The organism is Actinomadura sp. ATCC 39365, assembly GCF_054392275.1.
In genome coordinates, this window is the sequence record NZ_CP184335.1 from 6,727,797 (window position 1) to 6,742,737 (window position 14,941).

Genomic DNA, 14,941 nt, shown 5'->3' on the forward strand with positions numbered 1-14,941 from the left:
AAGCACAGACGTGGCGTCGTGCACGTTCGCGGCGCGTTTGGTGGAATGGCGTCATGAGCGTCGCCGAAGAGTTGCCGGACGGAAACGACGCGGCACTGCTGCGTCGAAGTCTCGACGAGGTCCGGCGTGTCATCGTGGGACAGGAGCACATGGTCGAGCGGCTGGTCGTGGCCCTGCTGGCCCGCGGTCACTGCCTGCTCGAAGGTGTGCCGGGAGTCGCCAAGACCCTCGCCGCCTCCACTCTGGCCACCGTCGTGGGCGGCACGTTCGCCCGGATCCAGTTCACCCCCGACCTCGTGCCGAGCGACATCGTCGGCACCCGCGTCTTCCACCCCTCCAACGAGAAGTTCGACGTCGAACTGGGTCCGGTGTTCGTCAACTTCCTGCTGGCCGACGAGATCAACCGCGCCCCCGCCAAGGTGCAGTCCGCGCTGCTGGAGGTGATGGCCGAGCGCCAGGTCACGCTGGCCGGCGTCACCCATCCGCTGCCCAGGCCGTTCATCGTGCTGGCCACCCAGAACCCGATCGAGTCCGAGGGCGTCTACCCGCTGCCCGAGGTGCAGCGCGACCGCTTCCTGTTCCGCGTACGGGTGCCGCACCCCAGCGCGCACGAGGAGCTGGAGATCCTCCACCGCATGAGCGTCACGCCGCCCGTGCCCGACCGCGTGCTCGACCCGGCCAGGCTGCTGGCCCTGCAGCAGGCCGCCGAGCAGGTCTCGGTGCACCAGCTCGTGGCCGACTACGTGGTGCGCCTGGTCATGTCCACCCGCGCGCCCGCCGACTACGGGCTGGGCGACCTGGCCGAGACGATCGAGATCGGCGTCAGCCCCCGCGCCACGCTCGGGCTGGTCTCGGCCGGGCGCGCGCTGGCCCTGCTGCGCGGCCGCGACTACCTGCTGCCCGACGACGTGCGCGACGTGGCGGTCGACGTCATGTCCCACCGGCTCATGCTGACCTTCGACGCCCTGGCCGACGGCGTCGATCCCGAGCAGGTCGTCAAGCAGATCCTGCACGCCGTGCCGCCGCCCCTGGTCGTCTGGAACCAGAACCGTTGAACACCGCCGAGCAGGCGCTGCGACGGCTGGAGCTGACCGTCACGCGGCGGCTCGACGGCCTGCTGCACGGCGCCCACCAGGGGCTGCTGCCCGGCACCGGCAGCGAGACCGGCGACAGCCGCCTGTACGTGCCCGGCGAGGACGACGTGCGCCGCATGGACTGGGCCGTCACCGCCCGCACGACCGTCCCCCACGTCCGCGACCTGATCGCCGACCGCGAGCTGGAGACCTGGGCGCTGGCCGACCTGTCGGCCAGCATGGACTTCGGCACCGCCGACACCGACAAGCGCGACCTGGTCGTGGCCGCCGTCGGCGCGATCGGCTTCCTGTCCAGCCGCATGGGCGACCGGTTCGGCGCGCTGGTGCTGCACGAGGAGTACGTCCACCGCATGCCCGCCCGTACCGGCCGCCCGGCCCTGTACGGGCTGCTCCACTCCCTCATGGACGCCCCGCGCGGCCGGGCCGTGCCCGACGCCCCCGACCTGGCCGAGGGCATCGACGTGCTGGCGGCCACCCGGCGTCGCAGGGGCCTGCGCCTGGTCGTCTCCGACTTCCTCGACGACCGTCCCGAGCTCGACCCCGACGCCGAACGCCCCTGGGAACGCCCGATCAGGCGGCTGGCCTCCCGCCACCAGGTGCTGGCCGTGGAGGTCATCGACCCGCGCGAGCTGGAGCTGCCGGACGTCGGCCGGGTGGCGTTCACCGATCCCGAGACCGGGAACGTACGTGAAGTGCACCTTTCTCCCAAAGTCCGGCAAGCATATGCAGAAGCCGCCGCCCTCCAGCGTGAGGGCACCCGGCTCGCCCTGCGCCGCGCCGGGATCGCCCACCTGGTGCTGCGGACCGACAGGGACTGGGTGTTCGACGTGGCGCAGTTCGTCCTGCGTCAGCGCCGCATGAGCCACCTCGCCCACCGGAGACCCGTATGACGTTTCTCGCGCCCGGCTGGTTGTGGCTGTTCGTGCTGGTGGCGCTGCTGGTGGCCGGATACGTCGTGGCGCAGTTCGCCCGCCGCCGCTACACCGTGCGCTTCACCAACCTGGCGCTGCTCAACCTCGTCGCCCCCGCCGGGCCGAGCTGGCGCCGGCACGTGCCCCCCGCGCTGTTCCTGGTCATGATGTCGCTCCTGGTGGTCGGCGCCGCCAAACCCGCCGACCAGGTACGCGTCCCCCGCGACCGCGCCACCATCATGATCGCCCTCGACGTCTCCCTGTCCATGGACGCCGGCGACGTCCAGCCCAACCGGATCAGCGCCGCCAAGGCCGCCGCCCAGGCGTTCGCCAGGGAGCTGCCCGACCGCTTCAACGTCGGCGTGGTCTCCTTCGCCCGCTCGGCCAACGTCGTCATCTCCCCCACCACCGACCATCAGGCCGTCGTCACCGCCATCGGCAACCTGACCACCCGGCCCGGCACCGCGATCGGCGAGGCCGTCTTCAACTCGCTCGACTCGGTGCGCTCCTTCGACCAGCAGGCCGCCACCGACCCGCCGCCCGCCGCGATCGTGCTGCTGTCCGACGGCGACAACACCTCCGGCCGGTCGGTGAACGAGGCCATCGAGGCCGCCCAGCAGGCCCACGTTCCGGTCTCCACCATCGCGTACGGCACCCAGGAGGGCACCGTCGACATCGACGGCAGGCCCGTGAACGTGCCGGTCAACAAGCAGACCCTGCAGTCGCTCTCCGACGGCACCAGCGGCCGGGCCTACGCCGCCGAGTCCGGCAGCGAACTGCGCGACGTCTACGAGCAGATCGGCACCTCGCTGGGGTTCAAGCTGGTCAGCCAGGAGATCACCCAGTGGTTCATCGTGGCCGCGATCGTGCTGGGGCTGCTGGTGGCCGGCGCCGCGGTCTTGTTCGGCACCCGAATCCCGTAACGTTTTCCCACGTGGCCCACTACTTCTCCGAACGTCCCGAGACCGCGAGCAGGCCGGGCTCGGTCGACCTGGTCCTGCCCGACCTGCATCTGCGGCTGGAGACCGACCGGGGCGTGTTCTCACCCGACCGGGTCGACGTCGGCACGCGCGCGCTGCTGGAGTCCGTCCCGCCGCCGCCGCAGGAGGGCGACCTGCTCGACCTGGGCTGCGGCTACGGGCCCATCGCGCTGACGATGGCCTCGCGGGCGCCCGGGGCGACGGTGTGGGCCGTCGATGTGAACCGGCGCAGCCTGGAGCTGACCGGGCGGAACGCCCAAGCCGCCGGCCTTTACAAAGTAAGACCTGTTCATGTTGACGAAGTGCCGGATGACGTGAAATTTCGGGCCATCTGGTCCAATCCCGCCATCCGGATTGGCAAGCCGGCTCTGCACGAGATGCTCACCAGGTGGCTCACCCGGCTGACGCCCGACGGCGTCGCCTACCTGGTCGTCCAGAAACACCTCGGCTCGGACTCCCTGCAGCGCTGGCTCGGCGAGCAGGGCTGGCAGGCCTCCCGCGAGGCCTCCCGAGCCGCCTACCGCATATTGAAGGTGGCCCGATGAGAAGGCAGCTGCGCCCCACCGACGTCAAGCGGCTCAACCGCACCTGGCGCAGGAACACCGACAACCGGCTCGCGCTGATCCTGGAGTCGGTGACGGGCCCGTTCAACGTCGGCTCGATCTTCCGCAGCGCCGCGGCGTTCGGCGTCGACCAGATCTGGCTGGCGGGCAACGCCACGCCGCCCACCAACCCCAAGGCGGGCAAGACGGCGCTCGGCACCGAGCGCCTGGTCACCTGGCACGAGGCGGTCCCGGCCACCGAGGCGGTCAAGGCCGCCAAGGACGACGGCTACGCCGTGCTGGCCATCGAGCTGACCTCCGAGGCCGTGCCGCTGCACCGCGCCGATCTCGGCCGCGACGTGTGCCTGGTGGTCGGCAGCGAGGACCACGGCTGCTCCCCCGCCCTGCTGGAGGCCGCCGACGGCGTCTGCTACATCCCGCAGGTCGGGCGGGTCGGCTCGTTCAACGTGTCGGTGGCCGCGGCCATCGCGCTGGCCGAGGCGCGCCGCCAGGAGTGGGAGAATCTTCCCGAACCGTGACCGAACCGTCCACCATCGGAAGGGACACCGGGTCGTGCTCAGCCGTCGTTTCGCCTTTCTCGACCATCCGGGGCCGCTGGCCTTCGCCCACCGCGGGGGTGCGCTGGAGGGCGCCGAGAACTCCCTGGCGGCCTTCGAACGCGCGGTCGCGCTCGGCTACGACTACCTGGAGACCGACGCGCACGCCACCGCCGACGGCATGCTGCTGGCCTTCCACGACCACACCCTCGACCGGGTGACCGACCGGCGGGGCCGCATCTCCGAGCTGCCCTACCGGGAGGTGCGGCAGGCCCGCATCGCCGGCGTGCACGAGATCCCGCTGCTGGAGGACCTGCTCGGCACCTGGCCTCAGGTGCGCTTCAACATCGACGTCAAGGAGGCGGCGGCCATCGCGCCGCTGGCCGAGGTGGTCCGCCGCACCAACGCCTACGACCGCGTCTGCCTGACCTCCTTCTCCGACGAGCGCCTGGTCATGGCCAGGGCGGCCATGGGCCGCGAGGTGTGCTCGGCGCTCGGCCCGCGTGGTGTGGCCGCGCTGCGGGCCGCCGCCACCACCTCCGGCTACGGCCGCCTGCTGGCCCGCCTGTCGCGCGCCGGGATCCCGTGCGCGCAGGTGCCGGTCGGCTTCCGCGGCCTGCGCGTCACCACCCGCCGCCTGGTCCGCACGGCCCACGCCATCGGCATGCAGGTGCACGTGTGGACGATCAACGACACCGTCCGCATGGAGCACCTGCTCGACCTCGGCGTCGACGGCATCATGACCGACAACGTCACCGGCCTGCGCGAGGTCCTCGAGCGGCGGGGCCTGTGGCACCCGCGCGGCATGGCCGCCTGACCCACCCCGCGGCGGCGACCTTCCTCTCATGAGGTGATCACTGTAAGGTCATGGGCACGACACGTGGACGTGACCCACGACCTGCGAAGATGGGCACTTCGTCAGGCATTGACCCGTGGCCGGGCCGCGCGAGGCCCCCGGCCGCCCGGCCGCAGAGGAGCGACACGACACCATGGCCTCCACCGCACCCCCCGCGGCCCTCGACGACTCCCCCGCGGCACGCCGCCGCGAGCAACGCGGCTGGTACTTCTACGACTGGGCCAACTCGGCCTTCTACACCACGATCATCTCGGTCTTCCTGGGCCCGTACCTGATCCCGGTCGCCAGGACCGCGGCCTGCGCGAAAGACTTCCCCGCCCTCGCGCCCGAGACGTGCGCGTCCCAGTTCGACGCGCTGGTCCTGCGCCACCCCGGCCTGGGGTACGTCGACGTGCTCGGCGCCGACATCAGGCCCGCGGCCTTCTTCGGGCTGACGCTGACGGTGGCGGTGTTCCTGCAGATCGTGTTCCTGCCCATCGTGGGCGCGCTGGCCGACCACACCGGCCGCAAGCGGGAACTGCTCGGCGGGTTCGCCTACGTCGGCGCGCTGGCCACCATGGGCCTGTACTTCGTCGAGGGCGACCGGTACCTGCTGGGCGGCGTGCTGTTCGTGGTGGCCAACCTGGCCTACGGCTCCTCCGTGGTGGTCTACGACTCCTTCCTGCCGCAGATCTCCACCCCCGAGGAGCGCGACGGGGTCTCCTCGCGCGGCTGGGCGATCGGCTACCTCGGCGGCGGGCTGCTGCTCCTGCTCAACCTGGCGCTGTTCCTGCAGCACGACAGCCTGGGGCTGAGCGAGGGCATGGCGGTGCGCATCAGCATGATGTCGGCCGGGTTGTGGTGGGCGACGTTCACGGTCATCCCGCTGCTGCGGCTGCGCAACCGTCCCGTGCCGGCGCACGAGACCACGGCGCTGCGCTCGGTGCGCGGGAGCTTCCGCCAGCTCGGCCGTACGCTGGCCGAGCTGCGACGTTACCCGCTGACGCTGCTGTTCCTGGTGGCCTACCTGGTCTACAACGACGGCGTGCAGACGGTCATCGGCAACAGCGCGGCCTTCGCCTCCGAGGCACTCAAGCTGGACAAGACCGTACAGATCACGGCGATCCTGATGGTGCAGTTCGTGGCGTTCTTCGGGGCGCTGCTGCTGGGGCGGCTGGCGCGCAGCTTCGGCACCAAGCGCACGGTGCTGGCCAGCCTGGTGTTGTGGACCGGGATCGTGGTGGTGGCGATGTTCGTCGGCGAGGGGCAGGCGCTGCAGTTCTACCTGATGGCCTTCGCCATCGCCATCGTGCTGGGCGGCACGCAGGCGTTGTCGCGGTCGTTGTTCTCGCAGGTGATCCCGAAGGGGCGGGAGGCGGAGTACTTCAGCCTGCTGCAGATCAGCGACAAGGGGTCGGCGTTCATCGGGTCGCTGACCGTGACGATCGCGCTGCAGGTCACCAACAGCTACCGGATCGCCATCGTGTCCATGATCATATTCTTCGTGGTGGGCTTCGTGCTGCTCGCCCTGACGAACCTGCCCAAGGCCATCAGGGCGGCCGGCAACGAGGTGCCCTCTCGGATCTGACCCCCGTCAGGGGCCGTACCGGCGCGAGAGCCAGTACGAGGTGCCCACCAGGACGCCGGTGCCCAGGATGGCCAGCAGCATCATCGGGCCGACGTGGCTTCCGCTGGTCATGGTGCCGCTCTCCAGCCGGATCTCGGCCCGCCCGGGAGCCTCTGCCGGGCGGGTGACGGGCTCGGGGGCCGGGAGTCGCGGGCCTGCAGGCCGGGGATGGCCTCGACGTCGTCGTCGCGGCCAGGAAGCACGCGCGGGGCGTGCGCCTGCCTCCTGGCCGGTTCGCGCCGCCCGGACCGGGGAGCGGCCTCGTCGTCGTCACCACCGTCGTCGCCGTCGTCGTCGTGGGCGGCCAGGACGAGCGCCGGAGGCGGCCCGGCCGCCGCCTGGGCCGGAAGCAGCATCCCTCCCCCGACGAGGACGAACGCGAGCGCGGCCACCGCCGCCGGCCACCGTGGCATGAGATCCATCTACGCCTCCTGATCGACGTCGCGGTCCCCTCAGCCTGCGCGGCCGCCGTGGGGCGGCCGTGAGCGGGCCATGAGAGTCCTCTCACGAAGGGTCGCGCGTCAAACACGGAACGTCACAGATCGGCGGCCAGGACCATGGTGCCCGGCCCCCGGGCGGCGCCGGGACCGGGCATCGGCAGCACGGTCTCGGCCGTGGCCTCGCCCCCGCAGTGGGGGCAGGTGACGACGGGCGTGAACTCCCGCCCGCAGGAGTGGACGAGCAGCGCGGGCGGCCCCCCGGGCGGGGTGGACCACCGGTCGCCCCAGGCCATGAGCGTCAGCAGGGCGGGCACCACGTCGCGCCCGGCCTCGGTCAGCAGGTATTCGTGGCGCACCGGACGCTCCTGGTAGGGCCGCTTCTCCACGACCCCCGTGGCGACGAGATGGTCGAGCCGGCGGGCCAGCAGGTTGCGCGAGATGCCCAGGTCCTCGGCGAGGTCGTCGAACCTGCGCAGGCCCAGGAACAGGTCGCGCAGGATCAGCGGAGTCCAGGGCTCGCCGATGACACCGACGGCCTGGGCGATGGAGCAGTGCATCTCACCGAACCTGTTCATGCACCCAGCATAGTGGGTTGATAATGTGAACCCATGACAGTTCACATTCAGGACTCACCCGCCGGCGCGTACCGCCGGGCCGGCGAGGCGCACGACGCCCAGGCGCTCAAGGCCACCCTCGCCGACGGCGTGGTGTTCCACTCGCCACTGAGCTACCGGGCCAGATTCGAGGGCCTGACACAGGTGGGAGCGCTGTTCGAAGCCGTCTTCGACGTCCTGTCGGACCTGCGCTACCAGAGCGACATCGGCGACGGCCGCACCCGCATGCTCACGGCGACCGCCCGGGTGGGCCGCCAGCCGCTGAACGAGGTCGCCCAGCTCGAACTGGACGACGACGGCCTGGTCCGGGAGATCACCATGTGGATCAGGCCGCTGCCGGGCCTGACCGCGCTGATGGCCGCCCTGGGCCCACGCATCGCCAGGGACAAGGGCAAGCCGGGCCTTCCACTGCTGGTGGGGGCGGCCTCGGCACCGCTGGCCGCGATGACCAGGTTCGGCGACAGGACGCTGGTGCCGCTCCTCGCCTGACACGGCTGCGGACGTCGCTCTGAAGAGAGAGCAGTGCTCTTGACACGGGATCCCCCATTACGAGAGCATTGCTCTCACAACAGAGCAACGCCCTCAGCCAGGAGTTACCTCATGACCTCCCCCCGCCTCACCTCCGCCGCCTTCGCCCTCGGCGGCGTGCTGCTGTTCGTCTACCCGGTGGTACGGCCGTCCGGCGACGACGCCGCCGCCATGGCCTCGACCGCGTGGGTCACCGGCCATCTGGCCGCGATGCTCGGCTTCGTGCTGCTCGGGCTGGGCACGCTCGGGCTGCACCAGGTGCTCGGCGACCGCCTGTCGCTGCGCGCGGCCGCGGTGACCTGGGCCGGCGCCGGCCTGACGCTCCCCTACTACGGGGCCGAGGACTTCGGCCTGCACGTGATCGCGCAACGTTCCCTGCGCGACGGCGCGCCCGCGCTGATGGAACTGGCCGAGCGGTTCCGCTTCGACCCGCTCGCGGTCACCATGTTCGCCGCCGGGCTGGCGCTGCTGGGCGCCGGCGCGGTGATGGCGGCCGTGGCCGTGTGGCGTTCGGGAATCCTGCCCAAGGGGGCCGGGACGGCGCTCGCGCTGGGTCTGGCGCTGTTCATCCCGCAGTTCTTCGGCCCGTACCCGGTGCGGATCGCGCACGGGGCGCTCATCATGATCGGCGGGTTGTGGCTGGCGACGAGCCTGCTCAGAGCCCCGCGAGCGGCTGCCGCGGCCTGAGGGCGCGGCCCCGGTGGGAGCGGGCTCGAATAACCGAGGCCCCAAGCGCGATTGGATCACCCCGCGGGTGGGAATCCCATCACGGTACCAAGCGTTAGACACCGTGGGAGACAGACCCCCCACGTATGGGGGCCCTGTAGGAGGCATTTAGACATGGGCGAGCGCGCGCTTCGTGGCACCCGGCTCGGGGCAACCAGCTACGAGAACGACCGTAACACGGATCTGGCCCCACGCCAGGAGGTGTCCTACACCTGTCCTAAGGGCCATCGCTTCGAGGTTCCGCTTGCCGCCGAGGCCGAGATCCCCGCGACCTGGGAGTGCCGCATGTGCGGCGTGACCGCGGTGCGGGTCGACGGTGAGCAGCCGGAGTCGAAGAAGACCAAGCCCCCACGGACTCATTGGGACATGCTGCTGGAGCGGCGGTCCATCGAGGACCTGGAAGAGGTACTCAACGAGAGACTCGCGGTCTTGCGCGCCCAACGGCGCAAGAGCGCCTGACCACACGGTGGAAACCCCCGGGCGACGCCCGGGGGTTTTGCTGTGCCCGGCCCCCGCTACCAGCGGTTACGCGCCTCCTCGGCCCAGCCGGTGAGGCCGTCGAGGTCCACCCACGCGCCGTCGTCGTCCTGGACGCGGCCGGAGAAGTGGCCGAAGCACTGGTGGGTCTCGCTGGCCACCACGCCCAGCTGGGTACGGGCCACCTTCTCGTGGAACGGCCGGAACTCCACCTCGACCCGGGCACCGGTGATCCGCCAGGGGCGCAGCCAGTCGCCGCGGTCGTAGGTCCACTCCAGCTCGTCACCGATCTTGTGCAGCCGGCCGCCGGTGAACAGGGCGTTCTCGGTGACGCCGGTGCCGTCGGTCCACTTGCCGCCGAGCTGGACGGACCTGCCGGGCCCGCTGCCGGCCGCCCAGTTCCAGGTGACCGCGTACGGCCACTTCCCCCGGCCGTGGTCTAGCACCGCGAAGGAGTCCGCGGGGTCGATCGCGAACTCGTCCGGGCCGAGGCGCAGCCGTCCGCGTGCCGGGCGGCCGACGTCCTTGACCGTGTACTGGAACCGGTTCGGCCCCCAGGGGACCACGACGCCGAGCGACTCGTGGCCCTCCGGCAGCGGCACCTCCAGGTCGATCCGCACGCCGGGGGCGGCGGCGCGGATGACGGTGGCGGCCGGGTCCTGGCGGATGTCGATCGCCAGCCCGCCGCCGCGCACGGACACCGTGCCGGCGCCGCTGCGGTCGGGGAAGACGGCGCCGCGGGCCAGCGGCACGACGACGTCCTTGGCGTACTCCGCGCCGGTGGCCCGGTCGAGCACGTAGACGCCGTGCACGCCGGCGTAGTCCAGCGAGGAGGCCACCAGGCCGATGATGTGGGAGGGGGTGACGACGCCCCAGTACTCCCAGCGCTTGCGCCGTCCCCAGCCGCGCAGGTTGGCCCGGTGCAGCGGCGTGCGGGTCCAGCCGACCGCGGCCGGGTCGAGCCGCCCGCCGGGCAGGCACAGGTCGGCGGGGGCGGTGAGCTCCCGTTCATGGGTGGTCATGGAAGGCGAGCCTCCTCGTGACGGAGCGGATGAGGTCGGCGGGCAGCTTCAGCTCGGCCCGGTCGTAGGTGAGCAGGCCGTTCAGCTCGTCCTCGACGTCGGAGAGCTGGGTGTAGACGGTGGCGCTCAGGCCCTGGCGGATGGCCGGGACGATCTGCTCCTCGTGCAGCCGGACGAACGCCGCGCCCAGCTCGTCGGCGGTGCGGTAACGCCGGTAGCCGAACTCCTTCTCGCCCCAGGTGTGGCCCTCGACGGCCAGGCTGTAGCCACCGTACTCGGTCAGGGCCAGGACGCGGCCGTCCGGGCGGGGCGGGCGGAAGCGGCGGAAGTAGACGTGCAGGCTGAGCAGGTCGCCCGCGCGCTGGTCGTGCCAGCCGCTGGCGTGGTCGATCGTGCGGGTGGGGTCGAGCCGGGCCAGCTCGCCGGCGATCCGCGCGGCGTCGAACTGGCCCCAGCCCTCGTTGAACGGCACCCAGACCGCCAGGCCGACCACGTTGCGCAGGTGCTCGACGGTCTCGCGCAGCTCGGCCTCGAACGCGGCCCGCCCCGCGGCGTCGGCCCGTCCGAAGCGGTGGTGGCGGCGGTCGTCCAGGCGCAGCGGCAGCAGCGCGGGGGTGGTGATGACCAGCGGCCGGTAGGTCTCGCCGCCGTTGACCAGGTCCTGCCAGACGAGCATGCCGAGCCGGTCGCAGTGGTGGTACCAGCGCAGCGGCTCGATCTTGATGTGCTTGCGCAGCATGGTGAAGCCGAGCTGCTTCATCATGACGATGTCGTCGACCATGGCCTCGTCCGAGGGCGGCGTGTAGAGGCCGTCGGGCCAGTAGCCCTGGTCGAGGATCCCGGCGTGGAAGTACGGCCGGCCGTTCAGCAGCAGCCGGGGCACGCCGTCGGCGTCGGGGCCGACGGAGAAGGAGCGCATGCCGACGTAGCCGCGGACGCGGTCCTCGCCGAGCGAGACGGTCACGTCGTACAGGAAGGGGTCCTCGGGGGTCCACGGGCGCGCGCCGGGCAGCGGGACGCGCACCGGCCGCCCGGCGGGGACGGTGGCGCGGGCCGCCACCTGCCCGGCGGCGAGGATCTCGACCTCGGCCTCGCCGTCCGCGGCGTGCACGGTCACCTCGACGCACTCCTCGGCGAGCACGGGCGTCAGCGTGAGCCGTTCCACATGCAGGCCGGGCACACGCTCGGCCCAGACGGTCTGCCAGATGCCCGACTGGGCGGTGTACCAGATGCCGCCGCGGCGCAGCCGCTGCTTGCCGCGCGACTGCCAGCCGGTGTCGCTGTCGTCCCGGACGGCCACGTCGAGGGTGTTGGCGCCCTCGGTCAGCGCGTCGGTGACGTCGAAGGAGAACGGCAGGTAGCCGCCGCTGTGGCCGCCGACCTCGACGTCGTTGACCCACACCCGGCAGGTCTGGTCGACGGCGCCGAAGTGCAGGATCACCCGCCCGCCGGCGGGCCCGGCGGGCGGCTCGAAGGAGCGGCGGTACCACAGGGTCTCCCCCGGCAGCAGCTGCCGGCCGACGCCGGACAGCGGCGCCTCCGGCGAGTACGGCACGAGGATGTCGCCGTCGTACGCCCCGGGCCGCGAGCCGTCGTTGATCGCGTACCGCCAGCGGCCGTTGAGGTTGACGTAGCTGTCGCGGACGAGCTGGGGGCGGGGGTACTCCGGCAGCGGGATCGAGTCGCCGGTCACGAGAGCCACACCGCCGTGTCGGCGGGCAGGGCGCCGCCGTCCAGGGGGCGCTGGCCAGCAGGACGTCGTGGTGCGGGGGCAGCGGCACCGCGTCCGGACCGAAGTTGACCATGAGCGTGAAGCCGGGCTCACGGGTGAGGGCCAGCACGCCGGGCGGGGCGTCGAGCCAGGTCAGGTCGCCGTCGCCGAGCGCGGGGTGCTCGCGGCGCAGGGCGATGGCGGCGCGGTGGAGGTTGAGCGTGGAGCCGGGGTCGTCCCGCTGGGCGGCGACGGTGAGGTGCGCCCAGTCGGCCGGCTGGGGCAGCCAGGTGCCCCCCGGGCCGAACCCGTACGGCTCGGACGTGCCGGACCAGGGCAGCGGCACGCGGCAGCCGTCCCTGCCGATGAAGGCGCGGCCGGTGCGCTCGAACATCGGGTCCTGCCGCGCCTGCGCCGGCATGTCGAGGTGTTCGGGCAGGCCGAGCTCGTCGCCCTGGTAGAGGTAGGCGGCGCCGGGCAGGGCGAGCAGCAGCAACGTCGCGGCGCGGGCGCGCCTGAGGCCGAGCTCGCGGTCGACGGCGACCCGGCCGAGCAGCACGTCGGCGGTGGGGGCGCGGACGTGGTCCTGGTCGATGCCGAACCTGGTCGCCATCCGCGGCACGTCGTGGTTGCCCAGCACCCAGGGGATCGACCCGCCCGTCTCGCGGGCCAGCCGGTGCGACTCCTCGATCACCGCGCGGAACTCCCCGGCCGACCACGGCAGGGGCATCAGGCGGAAGTTGAACAGCTGGGCCAGGCCGTCGCCGGTGAGGTAGGGCCGGGCCTGGGCGGGGTCGGCGAACCAGATCTCGGCCACCGTGCCGCGCGGCCCGGGGTAGGCGGCCAGGATCTTGCGCCAGGACCGGTACAGCTCCAGCAGCTCGGGCTGGTGCTCGTACGGCACCGCCGACCGGCCGGGCGCCAGCGGGGCGCCCTGGCTGCCGGGGACGACGTCCGGCAGGCCGTCCTCCTTGAACAGCATGGCGGCCACGTCGATGCGGAACCCGGACACGCCGCGGTCCAGCCAGAACCGCAGCACGTCCGCGAACATGGCGGTGACGCCGGGGTGCCGCCAGTTCCAGTCGGGCTGGGCGGAGTCGAACAGGTGCAGGTACCACTGGCCGTCGGGGGTCTGGGTCCAGGCGGGGCCGCCGAACATGGACTGCCAGTTGTTGGGCTCGTCGCGGAAGACGAACCACTCGCGTTCGGGGCTGCCGGGGCCGGCCGCCAGCGCCTGCTGGAAGCGCGGGTGGGCGGAGGAGCAGTGGTTGGGCACGATGTCGACGATGACCTTGATGTCCCGGGCGGTGGCCGCGGCCACGTAGGCGTCGAAGTCGGCCAGCGTGCCGTAGCGGGGGTCCACGTCGGTGTAGTCGGCGACGTCGTAGCCGCCGTCGGCCAGCGGCGAGGGGTAGAAGGGGCTCAGCCAGACGGCGTCCACGCCCAGGTCGGCCAGGTGGTCCAGGCGGGCCAGCGCGCCGGGCAGGTCGCCCTGGCCGTCGCCGTCGGCGTCGGCGAAGCTGCGGGGGTAGATCTGGTAGACGACGGCGTCGCGCCACCAGGCGTCGCCGTCGAAGGCTCCGGATCCGTCGGACACTGCTCTATCAGACACTGCTTTATCGGACACTGCGGATTCTCCAGATGAGGCAGGCGCCGAGCGCGGCGAAGGCCGCCGCGACGGCGTACATGAGCGGGTAGCCGCCCGCGGAGGTGACCAGGGGCGCGGCGATGACCGGCCCGAACGTGCTGGAGGCGGAGTTGGCCAGGCTGACGATCCCCAGGTCCTTGCCGCGGTCGGCGTCGGCGGGCAGGAGCTGGGTGACCATGGCCTGGTCCACGGCGGCGAACATGCCGTAGCCCGCGCCGAGCAGGACGCTGGCGGCGATCGCGGCGGGCCAGCTGGTCAGGAGGGTCAGCACGAGCCCGGAGGCGGCCATGGTGAGGCCGCCGACGAAGACGGCCGTCCGGCGGTTGCCGAACCGGTCCGACAACCAGCCCGCGACCAGGGTGGGCGCGACGCTGCTCAGCGTGAAGACCGCGACCAGCACCACGACGCCCTGCTCGACGGTGGAGCCGGGGAAGAGCGCCTCGTAGCCGACACCGTCGCGCAGGTAGTACTGCAGGTAGCCGATCGCCATGGCGAGGGTGAGGGTGATCAGGAAGCGGCTCAGCCAGGCCCAGGCGAAGTCGGGGTGCTTGCGCGGGCTCACCTTGAAGCTGCGCAGCATCGAGCGCAGCCCGAACGGCGGCAGGTCGACCGGCGCGCTCGCGGGTTCCTTGGTGAACAGGCTGAACGGCAGCACCAGCAGCAGCACCAGCACGGCCATCGCGACGAACCCGGCCTGCGAGCCGGTCGCCACGACGGTGACCACGACGCCGCCCAGCAGCGGCCCGGCGAGCTGGCCCACGCCCGCCAGCGCCGAGGCCTTGCCCCGCTGGCTGATCGGCACCTGGTCGGGCACGGTGGCGATGGCGGTGGCGAGGGCGGCGGTGAAGGCGAGCTGGGCGACCGCCCAGCCGACGACCAGCCCGGCCAGGGAGTCCTGACGGGACAGGAAGACCAGGGACGCGGCGCAGACCAGCGCGCCGCCCGCGATCCAGGGACGGCGCCGGCCCATCCGGGCGCGGGTGCGGTCGGACAGGGCTCCGAACAGCGGGTTGGCCACGATCGTGCAGACGGCGGCGACGGCGAACACCACCGCCAGCGACGCCTCCTTGTGCTGCGGATCGATGCGCGCCACGTGGGAGGGGAGCAGGATCTGGTTTCCGACGGTCATCGCCATGATGACCCCCATCTGGGCCAGCGCCAGCAGGGACATCCAGCCCGCGGACACCCGTCTGTCAGGCGCGAGGCGCGTTTCGGCCATGCAGGTCCTC

General features: G+C 72.2%; 15 protein-coding genes and 1 pseudogene. 10 read left to right on the forward strand and 6 right to left on the reverse strand.

All coding sequences use genetic code 11. The features are described from left to right. Positions 1–53 precede the first annotated feature (53 nt). The 7 genes from ACNF49_RS32950 to ACNF49_RS32980 all read left to right on the forward strand — a co-directional run bounded on the left by ACNF49_RS32950 (position 54) and on the right by ACNF49_RS32980 (position 6,507). Positions 54–1,055 carry an AAA family ATPase gene (locus tag ACNF49_RS32950; protein ID WP_357975741.1) on the forward strand — a complete coding sequence of 334 codons (1,002 nt, stop codon included), beginning with the start codon at positions 54–56 and terminating at the stop codon, positions 1,053–1,055. Then, positions 1,052–1,984, forward strand: coding sequence for a DUF58 domain-containing protein (locus ACNF49_RS32955; protein WP_482940019.1), 933 nt, complete (start codon positions 1,052–1,054; stop codon positions 1,982–1,984). Before ACNF49_RS32950 ends, ACNF49_RS32955 begins: the two co-directional genes overlap by 4 nt. Then, a complete protein-coding gene (locus ACNF49_RS32960) occupies positions 1,981–2,928 on the forward strand; it encodes a VWA domain-containing protein (protein WP_357975735.1) in 948 nt (315 codons plus the stop codon). Before ACNF49_RS32955 ends, ACNF49_RS32960 begins: the two co-directional genes overlap by 4 nt. Positions 2,929–2,939: 11 nt before the next feature. Continuing rightward, on the forward strand, positions 2,940–3,530 hold the full coding sequence (locus ACNF49_RS32965; RefSeq protein ID WP_352350751.1) for a class I SAM-dependent methyltransferase: 591 nt from the start codon (positions 2,940–2,942) through the stop codon (positions 3,528–3,530). After that, positions 3,527–4,066, forward strand: coding sequence for a TrmH family RNA methyltransferase (locus tag ACNF49_RS32970; RefSeq protein WP_357975733.1), 540 nt, complete (start codon positions 3,527–3,529; stop codon positions 4,064–4,066). The genes ACNF49_RS32965 and ACNF49_RS32970 overlap by 4 nt, the downstream gene beginning before the upstream one ends. A gap of 34 nt (positions 4,067–4,100) precedes the next feature. Then, a complete protein-coding gene (locus tag ACNF49_RS32975; protein WP_357975731.1) occupies positions 4,101–4,901 on the forward strand; it encodes a glycerophosphodiester phosphodiesterase family protein in 801 nt (266 codons plus the stop codon). Between the two features lie 172 nt (positions 4,902–5,073). Further along, on the forward strand, positions 5,074–6,507 hold the full coding sequence (locus ACNF49_RS32980) for an MFS transporter (RefSeq protein WP_357975727.1): 1,434 nt from the start codon (positions 5,074–5,076) through the stop codon (positions 6,505–6,507). A gap of 107 nt (positions 6,508–6,614) precedes the next feature. On the opposite strand, the gene ACNF49_RS32985 is transcribed toward ACNF49_RS32980, so the two are convergent. Then, positions 6,615–6,968, reverse strand: a complete 354-nt coding sequence (locus tag ACNF49_RS32985) for a hypothetical protein (protein WP_482940020.1) — start codon at positions 6,966–6,968, stop codon at positions 6,615–6,617. A gap of 113 nt (positions 6,969–7,081) precedes the next feature. Beyond that, complete coding sequence (locus ACNF49_RS32990; protein ID WP_352350760.1) at positions 7,082–7,561, reverse strand: winged helix-turn-helix transcriptional regulator; 480 nt, start codon at positions 7,559–7,561, stop codon at positions 7,082–7,084. A 33-nt stretch (positions 7,562–7,594) separates the two neighbouring features. Between ACNF49_RS32990 and ACNF49_RS32995 the strand changes: the two genes are divergently transcribed. The 3 genes from ACNF49_RS32995 to ACNF49_RS33005 all read left to right on the forward strand — a co-directional run bounded on the left by ACNF49_RS32995 (position 7,595) and on the right by ACNF49_RS33005 (position 9,313). Continuing rightward, the gene (locus ACNF49_RS32995; RefSeq protein WP_357975721.1) at positions 7,595–8,089 is read left to right on the forward strand and encodes a nuclear transport factor 2-like protein; all 495 of its coding nucleotides are present in this window, start codon (positions 7,595–7,597) and stop codon (positions 8,087–8,089) included. Positions 8,090–8,200: 111 nt separating this feature from the next. Further along, on the forward strand, positions 8,201–8,815 hold the full coding sequence (locus ACNF49_RS33000) for a hypothetical protein (protein ID WP_357975719.1): 615 nt from the start codon (positions 8,201–8,203) through the stop codon (positions 8,813–8,815). A 153-nt stretch (positions 8,816–8,968) separates the two neighbouring features. Beyond that, positions 8,969–9,313: an RNA polymerase-binding protein RbpA gene (locus tag ACNF49_RS33005; RefSeq protein WP_125637410.1), complete on the forward strand. Its 345-nt coding sequence runs from the start codon at positions 8,969–8,971 to the stop codon at positions 9,311–9,313. Between the two features lie 56 nt (positions 9,314–9,369). Here ACNF49_RS33005 and ACNF49_RS33010 read toward each other — a convergent pair whose 3' ends face one another. The 4 genes and pseudogenes from ACNF49_RS33010 to ACNF49_RS33025 form a co-directional block, all read right to left on the reverse strand. Next, positions 9,370–10,353 (reverse strand): DUF2804 domain-containing protein, encoded by a 984-nt coding sequence (locus ACNF49_RS33010; protein ID WP_482940021.1) that lies wholly within the window; start codon positions 10,351–10,353, stop codon positions 9,370–9,372. Next, positions 10,340–12,046 carry a glycoside hydrolase family 2 protein gene (locus tag ACNF49_RS33015; RefSeq protein WP_482940022.1) on the reverse strand — a complete coding sequence of 569 codons (1,707 nt, stop codon included), beginning with the start codon at positions 12,044–12,046 and terminating at the stop codon, positions 10,340–10,342. Before ACNF49_RS33015 ends, ACNF49_RS33010 begins: the two co-directional genes overlap by 14 nt. A 238-nt stretch (positions 12,047–12,284) precedes the next feature. Beyond that, positions 12,285–13,691 (reverse strand): annotated as a pseudogene (locus ACNF49_RS33020) (alpha-amylase family glycosyl hydrolase); the annotation flags it as partial. Further along, the gene (locus tag ACNF49_RS33025; protein WP_357975707.1) at positions 13,681–14,931 is read right to left on the reverse strand and encodes an MFS transporter; all 1,251 of its coding nucleotides are present in this window, start codon (positions 14,929–14,931) and stop codon (positions 13,681–13,683) included. The pseudogene ACNF49_RS33020 and the gene ACNF49_RS33025, both read right to left, overlap by 11 nt. Positions 14,932–14,941: the final 10 nt, after the last annotated feature.

What these genes read in the sequence shown, in the direction of transcription:
- ACNF49_RS33010 (WP_482940021.1), bottom strand. Translation starts at nt 10,353, where the DNA reads ATGACCACCCATGAACGGGAGCTCACCGCCCCCGCCGACCTGTGCCTG.
- ACNF49_RS32990 (WP_352350760.1), bottom strand. Translation starts at nt 7,561, where the DNA reads ATGAACAGGTTCGGTGAGATGCACTGCTCCATCGCCCAGGCCGTCGGT.
- ACNF49_RS33000 (WP_357975719.1), top strand. Translation starts at nt 8,201, where the DNA reads ATGACCTCCCCCCGCCTCACCTCCGCCGCCTTCGCCCTCGGCGGCGTG.
- ACNF49_RS32995 (WP_357975721.1), top strand. Translation starts at nt 7,595, where the DNA reads ATGACAGTTCACATTCAGGACTCACCCGCCGGCGCGTACCGCCGGGCC.
- ACNF49_RS32960 (WP_357975735.1), top strand. Translation starts at nt 1,981, where the DNA reads ATGACGTTTCTCGCGCCCGGCTGGTTGTGGCTGTTCGTGCTGGTGGCG.
- ACNF49_RS32980 (WP_357975727.1), top strand. Translation starts at nt 5,074, where the DNA reads ATGGCCTCCACCGCACCCCCCGCGGCCCTCGACGACTCCCCCGCGGCA.
- ACNF49_RS32985 (WP_482940020.1), bottom strand. Translation starts at nt 6,968, where the DNA reads ATGGATCTCATGCCACGGTGGCCGGCGGCGGTGGCCGCGCTCGCGTTC.
- ACNF49_RS32950 (WP_357975741.1), top strand. Translation starts at nt 54, where the DNA reads ATGAGCGTCGCCGAAGAGTTGCCGGACGGAAACGACGCGGCACTGCTG.
- ACNF49_RS32970 (WP_357975733.1), top strand. Translation starts at nt 3,527, where the DNA reads ATGAGAAGGCAGCTGCGCCCCACCGACGTCAAGCGGCTCAACCGCACC.
- ACNF49_RS33005 (WP_125637410.1), top strand. Translation starts at nt 8,969, where the DNA reads ATGGGCGAGCGCGCGCTTCGTGGCACCCGGCTCGGGGCAACCAGCTAC.
- ACNF49_RS33025 (WP_357975707.1), bottom strand. Translation starts at nt 14,931, where the DNA reads ATGGCCGAAACGCGCCTCGCGCCTGACAGACGGGTGTCCGCGGGCTGG.